The organism is Rhizobium sp. P40RR-XXII, from assembly GCF_012641405.1.
Classification (GTDB): Bacteria; Pseudomonadota; Alphaproteobacteria; order Rhizobiales; family Rhizobiaceae; genus Rhizobium.
Genome location: NZ_JABAII010000006.1, coordinates 323,193 through 338,984 on the forward strand (window position 1 = coordinate 323,193; position 15,792 = coordinate 338,984).

The window sequence follows — 15,792 nt, forward strand, 5'->3', positions numbered from 1 at the left end:
GTCAATCGATGAAGTCAGAAGCCAAAAAAACCGGTCGCCTCTCTTCCAAGAATGATCAGATGCTGCGATCCATTGCAACGTACCTCAAGAAGAGCTGGCCGTTTCTAGTGCCAGCAATGCTTATCATTCTCGTGATCGTCGCTTACGAGATGGGCGAGATGCTGGAAAAGAACCATCGCGCGCTGATGGACAACGTCCGCTATGCGATCGCCGCCTTCTTACTCTTCGTTTCGGTCTATTTCATCGCATTACTTGTGCGGACGATCTGGACGATGGCACACGATAAGGACGATCAATAACGGGCGTCGATCCCGGGGCTGGTCGTTGTCAATGCTCCACGAAGTTCCGACAGAGCCGGAACATAGAGCGGACTCAGGGTCGTCGCGAAAGTCGCCGCGAGATGATCGGCGTCTTTGTAGAGCGGCAGGCCGTTTCGCACTGCATCGCAACGGCCGTTGCCGCAGATGGAAGGCAGCGGATCGATGATCGTCGCGCCGTATTTTGCGGCAAGACGGCTCAGGATTGCATGCGAGAGCGCTTGCCGCTTCTCGACATAGTCCAATGGCGGCGCCACATCCGTCGACGTACCCTGTATCATCGCCTTGGCGACGGCCTCCGGCATATAGCGCCCCATCTCGGGAACATCCGAAACCAAAACGACCCTGGTTCCCTGCCTGGTCAAATCAGCCAGTAGACTATCTAGCGTTTGGACGATCGAAGCGGATCGATCCTCCAGCGGCGGCGGCACCGATGGATCGAAATACGGCCCCTCGTTCGGCATTTCGGTGTCATGAACATATTTGGGCCAATAGCCGACCAGGAAGACCAGGGGAACGTGCCGTGACACGATCAGGTCGCGCACGGCTCCATTGAACTTGCCGCAGCGCTCGCTATCGCCGCGCGCCGTGAGCTGAACTCCGGGCAACGGCGGACACGAAGCATGTCCCGCGAACAGACCGGTGATGCCGACCTGGGTCGCGGCGGCATCAATGGCCGGAGCCATGGCCCCGGAATGGGAATCTCCCCATACGACGAAGGATGGCTTGCTCGAGCCATCCGGGCCAATCAGACAAAGCTTGCCAGCGCGAATATCTGCCACGGTGGGGCCCGTCGTATCCGAATCGGCGAAGCATGGCGGCAGGCTGAAACGGCTCTGATCGTAGGTGGAAGCATAGACCTTCCGCACATTCGACGACAGCCGATCCGGCACGCCGCCGTGGTGAGCGACATAGTCTCCAAGCCCGATAGCGACAATCACGACCGTCACCGCCCCGGCAAAGAGCGGCATGCGCTTCACGAGGCTGACGCGCCCACGAAACGGCTGTTCGATGAAGCGCCATGAGAGGACGGCGGCGGCAAGCGACGCTGCAACGATCACACCACCTTGCGGCAGAGAAAGCTCCCGTCCGGTCATCTCGCGGCTGAAGACAATAATCGGCCAATGCCACAGATAAAGGGAATAGGAAATCAGCCCTATGAAGGTCATCGGTCTGGATCGCAAAAGGCGGCTCGCCGGTCCCCACTCATCGCGCGCATGGATAATCAGTGCTGCGCCAAGGCAGGGTAGCAGTGCCGCCGGGCCGGGAAACAGAGTCTTGTCGCTGAACCCGAATATGGCAACGGCGATAAGAAGGACGCCCGCAGCGGCCAATCCCGCCCGCATTTCAGGCCGTTTCGGCATCGGAATGACACCGAAGGCTAACAGCGCTCCAAGAAGGAGCTCCCAGGCGCGGAATTGAAGCAGATAGAATGCCTCGGCTTGAGACTGGAACAACGTCCATGTGCTTGCCCCAAATGAAATAAGCAGCAATCCCGCCAAAATTAGCGCGGCGTGCCGCCGGGCAAACCGGCTGACGACCATCAGTAGCAGCGGGAACAGGATATAAAACTGCTCTTCGACAGCAAGCGACCAGGTGTGCAGCAGCGGCTTCATCTGCGCGCCGATGTCGAAGTAACCACTTTCCTTCTCGAACTGGATATTCGACGTAAACAGGGCGGCCGCCTTCAGGCTGCGCGCGAAATAGGCAAACTCGGCCGGCATGAGCAAAAACCACGCCGCTATGAAAGAGGCCACCAGGACCGCAAACAGCGCCGGGAAAATTCGGCGGATGCGGCGCTCATAAAACCGCACCAGACTGAATTCGCCTCGAGCGATCTCGTTCGAAATCAGCGACGCCATCAGGAAGCCCGAGATGACGAAGAATACGTCGACGCCGACGAAACCGCCCCTGAAACCGGGAATGCCGGCATGATAGAGAACGACCGGAATGATCGCTAGAGCTCGAAGGCCATCAATATCGCGACGATAAGTGAGGCTGCTGGGTCCATATCCATGGACAGGCGCTAGAGAAGATGAGCGCCTAAGAACAAGATTCAAAATCAACTCTCCAAGTCTGACAATATCCGCATAGAGCCGCAACGTGTCAGTTTTTAGCAAATAGCCCTATGAACTGACGTAAAGCTGAAAACCTCGCCTTCCACAGTCGGCGCAAGGGTTCGCAGATGGCCCGGTCACCGGCCAAAACTGCCAACGGCCCGCGTCGGGCGATCAAAAAAGATTTTCGGGAACCTTTTGACGCAAACCGCATCCAATGGCTGTTTCGGATGCCAGAGGCGTCAGGAATTTTTCTCTAAAGGATAGGAGAGCAACATGTTCAAGGGCCTTCTCACGGCAACGGCGATTGCGGTGTCACTTGCGACTGCGTCATACGCCGCCGACAAGCCGACCGATCCGCAAATCGCCCATATCGCCTATACAGCCGGCGAGATCGACATCGCCGCGGCCAAGCAGGCTCTGAAGATGAGCAAGAACGCAGAGGTTCGGGACTTCGCCAAGACCATGGAGCGCGACCACGCATCTGTGAACCAACAGGCGCTCGCCCTGCTCAAGAAGCTGAAGGTCAAGCCGGAAGACAACGACACCAGCAAATCGCTGTCATCTGCCGCCAAGGCGGAATTGGCGAAGCTTTCCAAGCTTCACGGCGCCGCCTTCGACAAGGCCTATGTCGACAACGAAGTCGCGTATCACAAGCAGGTCAACGGTGCGCTTGAGACGCTGCTGATTCCCTCGGCTCAGAACGCCGAACTGAAATCACTGCTGCAGACGGGCCTGACGCTCTTCAAAGAGCACCAGATGCACGCCGAGCACCTTGCATCGACGGTCAAGTAGGTTCGCCATGCGTCCCCTCCTTCGCATTCTTGCGGCGTTAGCGTTCGTCGGGTTCGCGGTTGGAAGTCCCGCGAGCGCGGCGGCGGCCAACCGCGAAATCATCATCGCCAAGATGCAATTCGGCGCAGTGCCGACATTGCATGCCGGCGACGTGATCACTTGGCGCAATGATGATATATTCCACCATACCGCAACCGCACGCGACAAGAGCTTCGATATCGATCTTCCGCCGAAATCGGAACGGCGCATCACGGTCAAACAGGCGGGAAAGGTGGATTTCTACTGCCGCTTTCACCCGATGATGACGGGCACGCTTGATATCAAGCCATAGGCTGAGCAACGGTTGCTTACGCAAGTTGGAGCGATCATGGTTGGCATTCCCATCACTGCGTCGCCGCGTACCGCGGACCTGACGTCGCTGTCCGACGCCGACCTGGTCGTTCACGCCAGGAGGGGCAATGAGATGGCCATACGCACTCTGGTGCAGCGGCATAATCGCCGCCTGTTTCGCTCGGCCCGCGCCATCGTCCGCAACGATGCGGAGGCCGAGGACGTTGTGCAGGCGACTTATGTGCATGCCTTCATCCATCTCGCCTCGTTCCGCGGCGAGGCACAGCTTTCAACCTGGCTCACCCGGATAGCGCTCAACGAGGCGCTCGGACGCGTTCGACGCCGCCAGCCAAGCGTCGGACTGGAGGAAGTCGACATGACGGCAGGATCAGGACGCGGCGAAGTTTTGCAATTTCCCACCTCGCTCTCGGGCGCCGACCCCGAAACCGAGTTTTCCCGCAGTGAGACCCGCCGTCTGCTCGAACGCGCGATCGATGGGCTACCCGATGAATTCCGCGCGATCTTCGTGCTGCGGGACGTGGAGGGGATGAGCACCGAGGAGGCCGCGTCGCATCTCGGCATCAAATCGGCAACCGCCAAGACACGGTTGCATCGCGCCCGCAAAATGATGCGGGTTACGATCGAAAAACAGTTGGCGGGAACATTTTCTTTGCTGTTTCCGTTCGATGGCGCGCGATGCGCCGCGATGGCCGACCGCGTCATCGCGCAATTGTCCAATTACAAAGAGTTGGGCAAGGTGCGCCCGCTGAACACCGAGCCAGAGATTTGACTTGAATGCTGGCAACGTCGAAGAATAGATCTTGCCGATTTATTTTAAATTCATCAGACGGCTGTCAAGTCAGACCGCTTCGAAACAAGGGGCATTAACGAATGCAGCCACGGCAGGATGTTGTTCGAGAACGCATGACGATCCTGGGCGACGTCAACTCGACTTCATTCGTCCCATGGATTCAGCGCCACGCCAATAAGCTCGGACTTTCCCAAACAATCTTCCATTCAGGCGCTGACAGGATCGAGCTCGAGGTCGCCGGCCCCGTGGAATTGATCGACATGCTGGAAATGGGCTGCTCGCTCGGTCCGATCGATGTCTGGGTGGAGGAGATCCAGCGCAGGGTCATTGGATGGTCAACAAAGACCGAATCTTAGGAATTCCTGATCTACTGCCTTTTATTTAATCAATGTTGCCAATGCGAATTGTTTATGCAAACCTTTAACGGCTGAGGGGATGCAGGGATCGGCGCCCGCCTATGGCCAGTGGTGTTAAGCCATTGGTGAAATTGAGAGAGTTAAGCCTATGCCATTTGATGGGGCCGGGTCTTGGGCGCCAGTCGCCCTTTCCTCCGATCTACCACCAGGAACCGTCATACCGGCCTGGACGTCGGCCGGCTCAATTGCCCTGTGGCGCAGCCAGTCGGGCCGCGCAACGGCATCCTCAGACCGCTGTCCGCATCGCGGCATGCGATTGTCGCATGGTTTCGTCCGCGGCGAGGCACTGTCGTGCATCTATCATGGATGGAGCTATTCCCCATCGGGCGGATGTATCCGTATTCCGGCCCATCCCGATCTCGTCCCTCCGGAAACCATCCGTGTCGCTGTCCAGCAGGTCGAAGAATCGGGCGGCATTTTATGGGTCGCCGTCGAACAACCGGCGAAGCAGCCTCCGCAACTCGACGCGCTTGTACCGTTACGCTCGTTAACCGTGGAAGCGGACGTTACGGCGATCGAGGACGCGGCAGGAGCAGAGGTCGATGCGAACGGGCTGATACGCCCGCCTGAATTCCCGTGGATCGGGCTGCTGCTGGCGCCCCAGGAAAGGCATACGCTCGTTCATCTCCTGATCGAACCGGACCGCAGCCCGGCAGAGCGCCTGACGGCTTCGCGCTTCGCCGAATCCCTTCGCCGCCGGGCGGAAGAGCGCCAAAGGGAGAGTGCGGAATGAAAGACGGCGCGATGATCGACGAATGGTATCCGGTCGGCCTCTTCAGCCAGCTCAGCGAAAAAGCGAGCAAGACCTATCTGATGGGCGAGGCGATCGCGGTTGCCCGCGATCACGACGGGAATGCGTGGGTGGTGACAGACAATGGACGGAGCCTTCCGGTCCGCGTCCGATATGGCCATGTCTGGTCTTCCCTCGGAAAGCCGAACAAGGAGCTTTTTGCCATTCCCGAAGCTGATCAGCCAGGCCGCCGCTTCGTCGATGTCGGCGTGGTGCGCGTGCGCTGCTCGCCGCTTCGTGCCGTCGAGAACTTTCTCGACATCGCGCATTTTCCCTTCGTTCACACCGACATCCTCGGTGCGGAGCCGCATACGGAGGTCGAAAACTACAAGGTCGAAATCCGCGAGGGTGTGGATGAAGTCTGGGCGACACAGGTGAAGTTCTACCAGCCGCAGGCTGCAAAATCGGCATCCGGCGGCATTACGACCGAATATATGTACCGCGTGCCGGCGCCGACCTGTTCGGTGCTCTACAAGACGTGCCCTCCGCGACCAGGCGAATGGGACGTCATTACCCTATTCGTGCAGCCTCTTGCCGAGGACGTGTGCGATGTATGGCCGTGGATGGCGCTCTTCGACGATGATACGCCAATGACCGATCTCATCCACTTTCAACAGATGATCTTTCTGCAGGATCGCTCGATCCTCGAAAACCAAATACCCACGCTTCTTCCGCTTGATCCGGGCATGGAAATTCCGACAAGGGCCGACCTCACCTCGGTCGCCTACCGGCGATGGCTCAAGCGCCATAACTATACCTATGGTGCACAGTTGGTCGCACAATGAAACTCTACGATTATGTTCTATCGCCGAGCTGCTACAAGGTACGGCTGATGGCCGCCATCCAGGGCATCAAGCTCGAAATCCGGCCGGTCGACTTCCATCCTGGCGGGGAGCATCGCGGGCCTGAGCTTCTGGCGCTCAATCCGGCAGGGTCCATCCCGATCCTCGAGGATGGCGATCTTGTGCTCACCGAGTCCTCGGCAATGCTTGCTTATCTCGCTGGCAATGGCGCGCCGGAATGGCTGGGACAGGGTTCGCCGCAGGAGACGGCGCGCGTGCAGCAATGGCTGTCCTTCTCGCATCGCCTGACGGCCAGCCTTGGCGGCGCGCGGCTCCACGAAATGTTGCTGCGGCCGGGAGATATCAAGGCATTGCAGGCTCAGGGGATTGCGGCACTGCGCGAGCTCGAAGCAGGTCTCTTCGAACAGGGCGAACGCGACATGCGGTTCCTTGCGGCAAGCCGGCCGACGATCGCGGATATCGCCTGCTTTCCGTATGTGGCGCTTGCGCCCGATGGCGGCATCTCGCTCGATCCCTATCCGTTGATCCGGCTTTGGATACGCGCCGTGCGCAGCCTGCCCGGTTTCATCGAAATGCCCGGCGTTCACCGCCTGCACGAGCTAAAACCCGATCCGCATCCGGTAGGGGAGAAATGATGGAATGACCGGCTATCTCCTGAAGAATTGTGCTGTTGTTATCGTCGATGAGGGCAAAGGACCGAGCGTGCGTCGGAACGTCGACCTGCTCACCAAAGGCCCGGCGATCCAGGCGATCGGGGAGAACCTGTGGCTGAACGCGTTGCCCGAAGGTACCGTTGTCCAGGACGCTTCGGGCTGGTTCGTCTATCCGGGGCTCGTCAACACCCATCACCACTTCTTTCAGTGCTTCGTGCGCAATCGCGCCGACCTCGACTGGACGAAGCTCTCCGTCATCGAATGGCTCGATCGGATCTATCCGATCTTCTCGCGACTGACGGAAGACTGCTTCTATCATTCTTCGGTCACTGCCATGGCCGAGATGATCAAGCATGGCTGCACGACCGCATTCGACCATCAATATTGCTTTCCCCGTCATGCGGGAAAGCGCCTGATCGACCGTCAGTTCGAGGCGGCCGACCTTCTCGGCATGCGCTTTCACGCGGGGCGCGGCGGCAATACCCTGCCGAAATCCGAAGGATCGACAATCCCGGATGCCATGCTCGAAACCACGGATGAATTCATCGCCGATTGCGCGCGGCTGATCGACAACTATCACGATGCCGGCCCCTTCAGCATGCGCCAGGTGGTGGTCGCACCCTGTCAGCCGGTCAATTGCTATCGCGAAACCTTCGTCGAGTCCGTCGCGCTGGCGCGCGATCGTGGCGTGCAGCTGCACACACATGTCGGCGAAGGTGAAAGCCCCGTCATCGACGCACGGCATGGCATGCGCACGGTCGACTATTGCGCCGAATTGGGTTTTGCGGGCCCCGACACCTTCTATGCCCATTGCTGGGAACTGACGCACGACGAGTTGCGCAAAATGGCCGCGAGCGGCACGGGCGTCTCCCATTGCCCCGAGCCGGTCTACCTGGTCGGCGCCGAAGTGACCGACATTCCGGCGATGCAGGCCTTCGGCTTGCGTATCGGCCTTGGTTGCGACGGAGCCGCATCGAACGACAACTCGAACCTCATGCATTGCATCCATTCGGCCTACATGCTGCAGTGCCTGAGGGCCTCCACGCGTGCGCATGCCGTCCCTACCCCTCTCGACTTTCTGCAATACGCGACAAGCGGCGGCGCGAGCCTGCTGGGACGCACGGATATCGGCCGTCTCGCGCCGGGCATGGCGGCCGACCTTTTCGCAATCGATACGCGACGAATGGACTATGTCGGGACACGGCATGACCCGCTGAGCCTGATTGCCAAGGTCGGGATCGGCATGCCGACCGATCTGACCATGATCAACGGACGTATCGTCTGGCAAGGCGGCGAATTCACCGGACTGGATGAGGCCGCGCTGTTTGCCGCGGCCGAGGCGACACTTGCAACAGTAGAATTCTGAAAAACCACAAAGGGGAACTGGGATGCAGAACAATCTGACCCGCAGAACATTGATGAAGAGCGCGGCTGTCGCAGGCCTCGCAACGGCCTTTACCGGCCGCTCTGCCTTTGCCGCCGACGAACCGCTCGGCATCACGCTCGTCGTACCCTCGCCGATTGGCGATGTCGGCTGGGGGCATGCTCTGGCCGCCGGTCTTGATCCGATCAAGGCCGCCTATGGCGACAAGGTCAAGGTGACCGTGATCGAAAACATTGCCGAAGGCCCGGATGCCGACCGTATCATGAACAAGACGGTCGCCGACGGAAACCACTTCCTGATCGCCGGCTCGTTCGGATATCAGAACGGGGCGCTTCAGATCGCCCGCCGCAACCCCAAGGTAACCGTCCTGCATGCCTCCGGCTTCCAGGTCGCGCCGAATTTCTCGCCCTTTGCCGCCAAGTATTTTCAAGGGACATACCTGCTGGGTATGGCGGCGGCCTCGGTCTCCAAGACGGGCAAGCTCGGTTCGGTCTCTGCCTTCGCCATTCCTGAATTGATCACGTCCATCAATGCCTTCACGCTCGGAGCCCAGGCCGTCAAACCCGACATCGAGGTATCGGTTGTTTGGGTCAATTCCTGGTTCGATCCGGCCAAGGAGCAGGAGGCAGCCAAGGCTTTGATCTCGCAGGGCTGCGACGTGATCTTCTCGAATGCACAGGACACGCCCTCGGTCATCTCCGCCTGCGAGGCAGCCGGCGTTTACGCCTTCAACCTGAATTCCTCGATGAAGAAATATGCGCCGAAGACCTATCTCGGCTGCATTTCCACGGACTGGTCGCCCTTCTTCAAGGCATCGGTCGACGCGCATCTTACCGGCACTTTCAAGGGCACCAACGCGTTCCTCGGCGTCGCGGACAAGGTCGTCGAGGTCGTCGACTGGAGCCCGGCGATCCCGGCAGAAACCATGGCGAAGATCAGGCAAGTCGAAGCGAAGATCGGAAGCGGCGGCTTTTCGCCCTTCACCGGCCCGATCGTCAAGGCCGACGGCAGCGAAGGAGCGGCTTCGGGCGCGACATTGACGGACGCCCAGATCGTCGCGATGGACTGGCATGTCAAAGGTGTGAAGACGCCTTTGCCGAAGTAAGTCCGTCGTGACCATTCCGCTGCTGTCGCTGCGCGGCATCTCCAAAAGCTACGGCCAGGTCCATGCCAACCAGCATATCGATCTGGACGTAGCCCCCGGGTCGATCCACGCCATCCTCGGGGAAAACGGCGCCGGCAAATCGACCCTGATGAAGCTGATCTACGGCGTCGAACAACCGGAGGCCGGGACGGTTGCCTGGCATGGACAGCCCCTCAGCCTTGCCTCCCCCGCGGCGGCGAGGCGTGCGGGCATCGGGATGGTCTTTCAACACTTCTCGCTGTTCGAGAACCTGACGGTGGTCGAAAACATCCGCCTGATCGTATCAGGCCGAAGGGCGGAACTTGCGCAGCGCATCCGCAAGTTAGGTGACAAATTCGGACTTGAGGTCGACCCGCTGGCCCATGTGCACGAACTGTCGGTCGGCGAACGGCAGCGGGTGGAGATCATCCGATGCCTGATGACCGATCCGAAACTGCTGATCCTCGACGAGCCGACATCCGTCCTGCCGCCGCAAGCGGTCGAGAAGCTGTTCGATACACTGCGCCGGCTGCGCGACGGCGGCGTGTCGATCCTCTTCATCTCGCACAAGCTGGAAGAGATCCAGTCATTGTGCGACCGGGCCACCATCCTGCGCGGCGGACGCGTGACCGGACATGTGGATCCGCGCGAGCATGACGCCCATGATCTTGCCCGCATGATGATCGGCCGCGACATGCCCGAGCCGATACCCGCATTGCCGTTGGCCGAGGGCGAAAAGCGCCTGGAGATCATTGGCCTAGATTACCGGCCGGATGATCCTTTCGCGGTACCGCTCTCGACAATCAGCCTGAGCGTGCGCAGCGGCGAGATCCTGGGCATTGCCGGTATTTCCGGGAATGGGCAAAAGGAACTTGCCGCGCTGATTTCGGGGGAGACCATCCTTCCCCGCCACAAGCGCGATCTGATCTTCATGATGGGACGGGATGTCGGCAGCCTCGACGCCGCCAGCCGTCGAAAGCTCGGCTTTGCCTTTGTCCCGGAAGATCGGCTCGGGCATGGCGCGGTCCCCGAAATGTCGCTGACGCTCAATAGCCTGCTGACGGCTCATCCCTTGAAGCTCGCCAGATACGGCCTCCTCGACAGCGCCAAGACCACCGCCTTCGCGACGGCGTGCATCCGGGACTATGACGTGCGCACGCGCGGCCCGGAGGCGGAAGCAGGCTCGCTTTCAGGAGGAAACCTGCAGAAGTTCATCGTCGGACGCGAAATCATGCTGGCACCGAAATTGCTCTTTCTCGCCCAACCGACCTGGGGCGTCGATGTCGGCGCCGCGTCTGCCATTCGTAAGCGGCTGATCGAGCTACGCAATAAGGGCATGGCAATTCTCGTGATATCCGAAGAGCTCGAGGAATTGTTCGAGCTCAGCGACTTTATCCAGGTTCTGCATCACGGCACGCTGAGCCCGCCGCTCGTCACACGCGATACAAAACCCGAAGAGATCGGTCGATACATGATCGGCGCACAGCCCCGACGGGAGACGCTATCCGCATGAGCAATTCCTTTTTAGTCGCTCTGCCCACCTTGGTTCGCCGGGAACGAGCCTCGTTCACCGCGAAATTGCTCGCGCCGCCGATCGCGCTTGTCGTCACCATCGCTCTCAATCTGGGCCTTTACGTCGCCATGGGCCGGGATCCGGCGGCCGTGATCTACGCCATGCTGATCGAACCGTTCTTTTCGTGGGCATCGTTCTCCGAAGTGTTGCTGAAAACCGGCCCGCTGCTTCTGATCGCACAGGGATTGGCAATCGGCTTTCGCGCCAAAGTCTTCAACATTGGCGCCGAGGGCCAATTCATTATCGGCGCAATCTTCGCCTCCGCCATACCCATCTGGATGCCGCAGGCGACGGGCCAATGGATCTGGCCGGCAATGCTACTGCTCGGTACCATCGGCGGCGCGCTATGGGCCTCCGTGACCGCGTTTTGGCGCGTCAGACTCAACGCCAACGAAATCCTCGTCTCGCTGATGCTGAGTTTCGTCGCCGCGCAATTGCTCAATTATCTGCTTCTCGGCCCCTGGAAAGATCCGAACGGCTTCAATTTTCCTCAGTCGGTGATGTTCCAGTACGACGCCATGGTGCCGATCCTGTTCGAGGGAACACGCGTCAATGTCTCGCTTATCCTCGTCGTTGCTCTATCGATCGCGGCATGGATCTTCATGCAGAAAAGCTTCGCCGGGTATAAATTGCAGGTTGGCGGACTGGCTCCCAAAGCGGCGAGCTATGCCGGTTTCAAGGAGAGCTGGGCGATTTGGCTCTCGCTCATCATCGGCGGTGCTGCGGCCGGCCTTGCCGGCGCTGCCGAAGTTGCCGGTCCGCTTGGCCAGCTGCAACGCTCCATCTCCACGGGGTATGGCTACGCGGCAATCATCGTTGCCTACCTTGGCGGCCTCAATCCGATCGGCATCGTTGTTTCCTCGATCGTCATGGCAGCGCTCTATATCGGCGGCGATAATGCCATGGTCTCCGCCAATCTGCCCATCGCTGCCGTCCGCGTATTCCAGGGCAGTCTGCTCCTCATCTATCTGATCGCGGTGGCTTTCGTGCGCTATCGCATCGTATGGCGTTCCATGTCCGCCCGGAGCGCATCATGAACGCCGTCGAGTTCATTCTCGCGGGCATGCTAGCAGCCGCAACGCCCTTTCTGCTAGCAGCCTTAGGTGAGCTTGTCGTTGAGCGCGCCGGCGTGCTCAATCTCGGCGTCGAAGGCTTGATGGCGCTTGGTGCGGTCATCGCCTTCATTGTCGTTTATCATGGCGGCGGCCATTTTCTCGCCTTCCTAGCGGCCGGTCTCGGAAGCGCCCTGCTTTCCATGATTTTTGCCGGCATCGTCCTCAGCTTCAACGCAAACCAGGTCGCGGCCGGTCTTGCGCTCGGCATTCTCGGCCAAGGCCTCTCGGCGCTGTTTGGCAAGAGCTACGAAAGCCTGACCGTCACCACACTCCCGAAGATCGCGATCCCCGGGCTTTCGCAAATTCCGGTCGTCGGCGGGTTCTTCAATCAGGATATCGTCGTCTGGATCTCCCTTGCCGTGACCTTGGGCATCTGGGCGCTGTTTGCCTATGGCAAGATCGGCCTTGTCCTTCGCGCCGTCGGTGAAAATCCGAAAGCCGCCCATGCCATCGGCTACCCCATCATCGCGATCCGCTTCGCTGCGGTTGCCTTTGGCGGCATGATGGCAGGTTTTGCCGGCGCCTATGCCGCGACGATCTACACGCCGCTCTGGGCCGACGGCATGATTGCCGGCCGCGGCTGGATTGCCATTGCCCTCGTCGTCTTTGGAACCTGGCTGACCTCGAGGATTTTCCTAGGCGCCTGCCTGTTTGGCGCAGTATCACTTATGGGGCTTGCCGCCCAGGCAGGCGGGCTTGCCGTTTCCTCGCAGCTGCTGGCATGCCTGCCCTATCTCGTGACGATCATCGTGCTCGGCATCATCTCGGCAGATCGCCGCTTGCTGAAGCTCAATGGCGTCGCCTCACTCGGCGAACCGTTCGAACGGTAGCGGAAACGTCGGCCAGCACTCCGTGCAGTCGGTCACAGCTTGCGTCTGCAAGGCGAAATCATACGAAAAACAGGCTGGATATCGCAGCCCTGGGATGTTTCATATCTCTGAAATCCTTCGATAATTGCATAGTGTGGCCCCAAGGGTTGACCGATGGGAGGCGTGCCCAACATTACGTTGCGGCGGTCCTTGATCCGCGCTTACCACAAGCGGACGATCCTGCCTTGTGAACGACGAAGGCCGTGCGCGGCAAGACTTCCGCGATTTTTTTGAAACATGCCGTTTGTTTCAAACACGTGATCACGCGCTGCCTTATCGGTCCGGAACTGCCCAAGTTTGGCCGGATTCCATTCGGAAGCCTCGAACCTCGCCTGGCAAGTTCATCGGTCCATACGGTGCGCAACGAAGAAGAAGAACATCTGCAAGCAGCAGACCATTGGGAGCTGGCGCCGTCATTAGGGGTCCGAAATTGGCTGAAAGCCGGGGGTGTCTATGCCGAATATTCGCGACCGCCAATTGGACGGCTTGAGAACCATCGCCGTTGCGATGGTACTCTATGCACATTTTTTTGCAGCCGACGGTTCGATCTGGGGCCACCTTGGCGTTCGTCTGTTCTTCGTACTCAGCGGCTTCCTGATCACGCGGCTGCTGTTGGAGGCACGAACCAGTGCCCGCTATCAGTCCGCCACCGCACTAAAGGCATTCTATATCCGTCGCGCGCTGCGCATATTTCCCCCCTACTTCGCTGTTCTGGCGCTGGTGTGGTTCGTCAATCTCGAAGGCGTTCGCGGCACAGGCAGCTTGAAATGGCATGTACTCTATCTGGCAAATTATTGGTATGCCCTGCGCGGTGAATGGACGCCGTGGGTCCTGTGCCATACCTGGAGCCTCAGCATCGAGGAACAATTCTATATCGTCTGGCCGCCGGCAATCCTGCTGGCGCCGCGCCGGATGATCGGGCGTCTCTGTGTTGCCGTCATTGCCTGCTCGTTCGCCTATCGCCTCTATTGGCCGCTGACGGGGACGCCCTCCCTCATGCGCGACCTGCTGCCCTCGGCCTCCATGGATGCGCTGGCGGGCGGCGCCCTGCTTGCGACCTATCGCGAGAGAACACAGGCCTGGCCGCAATGGATGCAGCTGGGCTGGATGCCGTTGGCGGCGGCCGCCACCGTGGCACTATGGCTGAGACCCGATCCGATGACGCCTGTTCTCGACTGGTTCATCTGGATCGGCTCGGAGGTTTTTCCGCTCGTGCCGCTCGTCATGCTGGTTGGCGGCGCCTCCTTGGGTTTTCGATCCGGGTTCGGCCGGTTGCTCGAATCCTCGCCGATGGCAGCCACCGGGCGCGTCAGTTACGGCATCTACCTCTTCCATCCGATCATTCTTTCGCTGACCATCAAGGCTCAAGCCTGGATTCCGGTTAACGTCTCGGAACAGGGCTTCGGGCGCTTGATCGTCGGAAGTGTCGCGACCTTGGCTCTGGCTTCCATCTCCTGGCATCTTTTCGAGAAACCGTTGAATGGCCTCAAGCGCCATTTCCCCTATGTCGACCGTAGCCATCCGCCGGCTGCCGCGATCAGGGAACTGAGGGAACGGCGACCCGATGCGACAATATATGAAACGGCGCTCTCTCGCCGTGACGGCGACGTCGTCCAAACCTCCGATCTACAATAGCTGCGCGAGCTGAAGAATGTCCGTTCCACTGGTTTCCGTCCTGCTGCCTGTCTATAACGGCGAACATTATCTCGCCTCGGCCATCGAGAGCGTCCTGCGACAGGATCACAAACATCTCGACGTGATTGCCATCGACGATGGTTCCACCGACCGGTCGCTCAACATCCTGCAAAGATATCAAGTGACCGACAACCGCATTCGCATCGTCTCGCGCGAAAACCGTGGGCTTATTGCGACGCTCAACGAAGGCATGACCTTGGCGAAAGGCGAATTCATCGCCCGGATGGATGCCGACGACATTGCTTATCCCACGCGCTTTTCACGCCAGATCGCCCTGTTTCGAGAGAGGCCAGAGCTTGCGATCAGCGGCACGGGCGTCGACCGGCTCATCGGCAACCGCGTTGTGCGCGGCACGCCCAATCCGATCCATCAGTCCGCCGATTGGTATATCCTGTCGCTGTTTTACACCGTCTTCATGCATTCCACCGTGATGTACAACCGCAACGTCATTCCGGCCGATATGCTGACCTATGATGCAAGCTATATGCATGCGGAGGATTTCGATCTGTTCCGGCGGATCAGCCGCGAATTTCCCGCCGCCATGATCGACGACAGCCTTGTCGCCTACCGCGTTCACGACGAAAGCGTCACCAACAAACACAAGCGCCTGATGCGCCGCACGCATCTTGCGATCGCCGCCGAAAATCTCCAGCGGGAAGCCCTGATCGACGATCCCTATGCCCTAAACGACATCGGTGCGGCAGTAGCGCCGGATACGGTTTCCCGTGCCGCCGACTGTCTCCTCTCCATCGAAGACAGGATCGCCGCGCGCGGCTTGCGAACCTCCGCAAGTCATCAGGAAGGCCTGATGTGTTTCTTCTATTTCCTCTATCAGCTCATCGCGGACGAGAAGCAGCCCGCGTTGACGCATCAATTCCTCACACAGACGGGCAAATGGCACACGATACGGCGTCGCGAGCGGTATGGACTTCGCGCCGCCGCCTATGCGCCCTGGTGCAGCGGCCTTTGGAGCGATGCGAGCCTGCGCCTCGATGCGCTGGCTAGATATCGGCAATCGGTCCCAGCAAAAAGCGTACTGCCATTGCAAGGGCTTGCCTGAT

The 15,792-nt window shown here is 59.7% G+C and carries 16 protein-coding genes; 15 read left to right on the forward strand and 1 reads right to left on the reverse strand.

All coding sequences use genetic code 11. From position 1 onward, the window contains the following. Nucleotides 1-8: 8 nt before the first annotated feature. Nucleotides 9-299, forward strand: coding sequence for a hypothetical protein (locus HGP16_RS14520; protein WP_168840714.1), 291 nt, complete (start codon nucleotides 9-11; stop codon nucleotides 297-299). Here the strand turns inward: HGP16_RS14520 and HGP16_RS14525 are convergent. After that, nucleotides 293-2,377 carry an acyltransferase family protein gene (locus HGP16_RS14525; protein ID WP_168840715.1) on the reverse strand — a complete coding sequence of 695 codons (2,085 nt, stop codon included), beginning with the start codon at nucleotides 2,375-2,377 and terminating at the stop codon, nucleotides 293-295. The two genes, HGP16_RS14520 and HGP16_RS14525, sit on opposite strands and share 7 nt — an antisense overlap. Before the next feature lie 273 nt (nucleotides 2,378-2,650). Here HGP16_RS14525 and HGP16_RS14530 point away from each other — a divergent pair, with 273 nt between their 5' ends. The 14 genes from HGP16_RS14530 (at nucleotide 2,651) to HGP16_RS14595 (ending at nucleotide 15,791) form a co-directional block, all read left to right on the forward strand. Further along, a complete protein-coding gene (locus HGP16_RS14530) occupies nucleotides 2,651-3,169 on the forward strand; it encodes a DUF4142 domain-containing protein (RefSeq protein WP_168840716.1) in 519 nt (172 codons plus the stop codon). A gap of 7 nt (nucleotides 3,170-3,176) precedes the next feature. Then, entirely contained in the window at nucleotides 3,177-3,500 is a 324-nt protein-coding gene (locus tag HGP16_RS14535; protein WP_168840717.1) for a cupredoxin domain-containing protein, read from the forward strand. A 36-nt stretch (nucleotides 3,501-3,536) separates the two neighbouring features. Next, nucleotides 3,537-4,289 (forward strand): RNA polymerase sigma factor, encoded by a 753-nt coding sequence (locus HGP16_RS14540; RefSeq protein WP_168840718.1) that lies wholly within the window; start codon nucleotides 3,537-3,539, stop codon nucleotides 4,287-4,289. 134 nt (nucleotides 4,290-4,423) lie between these two features. Beyond that, nucleotides 4,424-4,666: an acylphosphatase gene (locus HGP16_RS14545; RefSeq protein ID WP_246705535.1), complete on the forward strand. Its 243-nt coding sequence runs from the start codon at nucleotides 4,424-4,426 to the stop codon at nucleotides 4,664-4,666. Nucleotides 4,667-4,814: 148 nt separating this feature from the next. Further along, nucleotides 4,815-5,459 (forward strand): Rieske 2Fe-2S domain-containing protein, encoded by a 645-nt coding sequence (locus tag HGP16_RS14550; protein ID WP_168840720.1) that lies wholly within the window; start codon nucleotides 4,815-4,817, stop codon nucleotides 5,457-5,459. Next, nucleotides 5,456-6,301, forward strand: coding sequence for an aromatic ring-hydroxylating dioxygenase subunit alpha (locus tag HGP16_RS14555; RefSeq protein ID WP_168840721.1), 846 nt, complete (start codon nucleotides 5,456-5,458; stop codon nucleotides 6,299-6,301). Before HGP16_RS14550 ends, HGP16_RS14555 begins: the two co-directional genes overlap by 4 nt. Next, nucleotides 6,298-6,954 (forward strand): glutathione S-transferase family protein, encoded by a 657-nt coding sequence (locus tag HGP16_RS14560; RefSeq protein ID WP_168840722.1) that lies wholly within the window; start codon nucleotides 6,298-6,300, stop codon nucleotides 6,952-6,954. Before HGP16_RS14555 ends, HGP16_RS14560 begins: the two co-directional genes overlap by 4 nt. Nucleotides 6,955-6,958: 4 nt before the next feature. Further along, on the forward strand, nucleotides 6,959-8,338 hold the full coding sequence (locus HGP16_RS14565) for an amidohydrolase (RefSeq protein ID WP_168840723.1): 1,380 nt from the start codon (nucleotides 6,959-6,961) through the stop codon (nucleotides 8,336-8,338). A 22-nt stretch (nucleotides 8,339-8,360) separates the two neighbouring features. Further along, a complete protein-coding gene (locus HGP16_RS14570; protein WP_168840724.1) occupies nucleotides 8,361-9,461 on the forward strand; it encodes a BMP family ABC transporter substrate-binding protein in 1,101 nt (366 codons plus the stop codon). 7 nt (nucleotides 9,462-9,468) lie between these two features. Further along, on the forward strand, nucleotides 9,469-10,992 hold the full coding sequence (locus tag HGP16_RS14575) for an ABC transporter ATP-binding protein (protein ID WP_168840725.1): 1,524 nt from the start codon (nucleotides 9,469-9,471) through the stop codon (nucleotides 10,990-10,992). Beyond that, nucleotides 10,989-12,089 (forward strand): ABC transporter permease, encoded by a 1,101-nt coding sequence (locus HGP16_RS14580; protein WP_168840726.1) that lies wholly within the window; start codon nucleotides 10,989-10,991, stop codon nucleotides 12,087-12,089. Before HGP16_RS14575 ends, HGP16_RS14580 begins: the two co-directional genes overlap by 4 nt. Continuing rightward, on the forward strand, nucleotides 12,086-12,997 hold the full coding sequence (locus HGP16_RS14585; RefSeq protein WP_168840727.1) for an ABC transporter permease: 912 nt from the start codon (nucleotides 12,086-12,088) through the stop codon (nucleotides 12,995-12,997). The genes HGP16_RS14580 and HGP16_RS14585 overlap by 4 nt, the downstream gene beginning before the upstream one ends. Before the next feature lie 492 nt (nucleotides 12,998-13,489). Beyond that, nucleotides 13,490-14,671 carry an acyltransferase family protein gene (locus HGP16_RS14590; RefSeq protein ID WP_168840728.1) on the forward strand — a complete coding sequence of 394 codons (1,182 nt, stop codon included), beginning with the start codon at nucleotides 13,490-13,492 and terminating at the stop codon, nucleotides 14,669-14,671. 16 nt (nucleotides 14,672-14,687) lie between these two features. After that, entirely contained in the window at nucleotides 14,688-15,791 is a 1,104-nt protein-coding gene (locus HGP16_RS14595) for a glycosyltransferase (protein WP_168840729.1), read from the forward strand. The last annotated feature ends 1 nt before the right edge of the window (nucleotide 15,792 follow it).

Excerpts from the sequence above, each read along its gene's own strand:
- HGP16_RS14520 (WP_168840714.1), top strand. The coding sequence starts at position 9 with ATGAAGTCAGAAGCCAAAAAAACCGGTCGCCTCTCTTCCAAGAATGAT.
- HGP16_RS14530 (WP_168840716.1), top strand. The coding sequence starts at position 2,651 with ATGTTCAAGGGCCTTCTCACGGCAACGGCGATTGCGGTGTCACTTGCG.
- HGP16_RS14535 (WP_168840717.1), top strand. The coding sequence starts at position 3,177 with ATGCGTCCCCTCCTTCGCATTCTTGCGGCGTTAGCGTTCGTCGGGTTC.
- HGP16_RS14540 (WP_168840718.1), top strand. The coding sequence starts at position 3,537 with ATGGTTGGCATTCCCATCACTGCGTCGCCGCGTACCGCGGACCTGACG.
- HGP16_RS14545 (WP_246705535.1), top strand. The coding sequence starts at position 4,424 with ATGACGATCCTGGGCGACGTCAACTCGACTTCATTCGTCCCATGGATT.
- HGP16_RS14550 (WP_168840720.1), top strand. The coding sequence starts at position 4,815 with ATGCCATTTGATGGGGCCGGGTCTTGGGCGCCAGTCGCCCTTTCCTCC.
- HGP16_RS14555 (WP_168840721.1), top strand. The coding sequence starts at position 5,456 with ATGAAAGACGGCGCGATGATCGACGAATGGTATCCGGTCGGCCTCTTC.
- HGP16_RS14560 (WP_168840722.1), top strand. The coding sequence starts at position 6,298 with ATGAAACTCTACGATTATGTTCTATCGCCGAGCTGCTACAAGGTACGG.
- HGP16_RS14565 (WP_168840723.1), top strand. The coding sequence starts at position 6,959 with ATGACCGGCTATCTCCTGAAGAATTGTGCTGTTGTTATCGTCGATGAG.
- HGP16_RS14570 (WP_168840724.1), top strand. The coding sequence starts at position 8,361 with ATGCAGAACAATCTGACCCGCAGAACATTGATGAAGAGCGCGGCTGTC.
- HGP16_RS14580 (WP_168840726.1), top strand. The coding sequence starts at position 10,989 with ATGAGCAATTCCTTTTTAGTCGCTCTGCCCACCTTGGTTCGCCGGGAA.
- HGP16_RS14585 (WP_168840727.1), top strand. The coding sequence starts at position 12,086 with ATGAACGCCGTCGAGTTCATTCTCGCGGGCATGCTAGCAGCCGCAACG.
- HGP16_RS14590 (WP_168840728.1), top strand. The coding sequence starts at position 13,490 with ATGCCGAATATTCGCGACCGCCAATTGGACGGCTTGAGAACCATCGCC.
- HGP16_RS14595 (WP_168840729.1), top strand. The coding sequence starts at position 14,688 with ATGTCCGTTCCACTGGTTTCCGTCCTGCTGCCTGTCTATAACGGCGAA.